This is a genomic window from Acinetobacter sp. UNC436CL71CviS28 (assembly GCF_000620525.1).
Classification (GTDB): Bacteria; Pseudomonadota; Gammaproteobacteria; order Pseudomonadales; family Moraxellaceae; genus Acinetobacter; species Acinetobacter radioresistens.
This window is the reverse complement of the sequence record NZ_JIBB01000098.1, coordinates 1-1361: the sequence shown is the minus strand read 5'-3', so window position 1 is coordinate 1361 and position 1361 is coordinate 1. Positions and strand designations below refer to the sequence as shown.

Annotated in this window: 1 protein-coding gene; it reads left to right on the top strand. The window is 34.2% G+C overall.

Annotated features, from left to right (window positions below; translation table 11 throughout):
- The first annotated feature begins 145 nt into the window (after positions 1–145).
- Positions 146–1093, top strand: coding sequence for a replication initiation protein RepM (gene repM, locus N518_RS0115305; RefSeq protein ID WP_026444494.1), 948 nt, complete (start codon positions 146–148; stop codon positions 1091–1093).
- Positions 1094–1361: the final 268 nt, after the last annotated feature.

The window sequence follows — 1361 nt, the reverse complement described above, 5'->3', positions numbered from 1 at the left end:
TTTTCCTGACAATAAGTGGACATTTTCCTTTATTTAAATGGACGTTTTCTTGATATAAATGGACGTTTTCTTGGCATAAATAAGTTCCATTAATGGACATTAAGTGTTAATGTCTATTAATGGAACTTATTTCTTTAATCACAATATGGCAAATCTGATTTATAAAGACAATAACTTGATTGAAGCATCTTATGCATTGACTCTGTCTGAACAACGCTTAATTTTAGTTGCAATTATTGCAGCTAGGGAAATTGAAAAAGAGCTTACATCGGATACATTGCTAACAATCCATGCGTCTGAATACATGAAGCACTTTAATTTGGGTCGTCAAGCGGCCTATGAGGCTCTTCAGGGAGCGTGTGATAACTTGTTTGAACGTAGACTCACCTATAAGGCCATAGATCCTGTTACAGGTAGGCCAGCGGTCTACAAAAGCCGTTGGGTATCAAAAGTTGGCTATGTTAAAGAAGCCGCATGCGCTCAACTAATTTTTGCTCCTGATATTTTACAGCTTTTTGTAAAACTTGAAGAAAAGTTTACTCGTTATGAATTAAAGCAAATTTCTCAATTATCTAGTGTATACGCTATACGGCTGTATGAACTTTTGATTAGATGGCGTAGCAAAGGCAAGCTATATATTAGTATGGTTGAATTGCGTGATAAGTTAGGTCTACTTGAAAATGAATATAAAACCATGGGAGATTTCAAAAAGCGTGTATTGACGGTTGCCATAGATCAAATTAATAAACTTACTGATATCGACGTAAGTTATGAGCAAAAAAAAGAAGGAAGAACAATTACACATATCGAATTTTCTTTTAATCAAAAAGCTTCCTTAATTGTTAGTGATAAGATACTGGAACCGACATATCAGTTGACACCAAAACAATCTATATTTTTCGCTCAAAAATTGTGTGACCTTATCAAATATCCCGAATTCGGGGGGAAATATGCCAATGTAGGCGAAGAGATCGAAGCGTTTAAAGAAAGGATTTCACTTGAACTTCTCGACCCTGAAAAGGTAAAAAAGTATTATCCGGATTTGTTAAAAGTGGGCTATAAAGAAAAATATAAATCGGAAAAGTTATCATAACCTGAATAATAGAAATTCTTATTTTGAACACGACTAACCTATAGGAAAAATTTAGTCTGCCCTGGTAACCCTAGTTCTATAATTTGGTCTTTATTGAGAAGTGTGTGTTTTAATTGCAAGGTTATTACATAAACAGTTAGCAGCTGATCTATAAGGAATATAAGATTATAAAATTACATAACTTATGTAACTTACGAAACTTATGAGCTTATGTAATCCTGCAGAGAGTGATGAGATGGAACCTCTTCCGGTAATGCTTGTCAGGGAT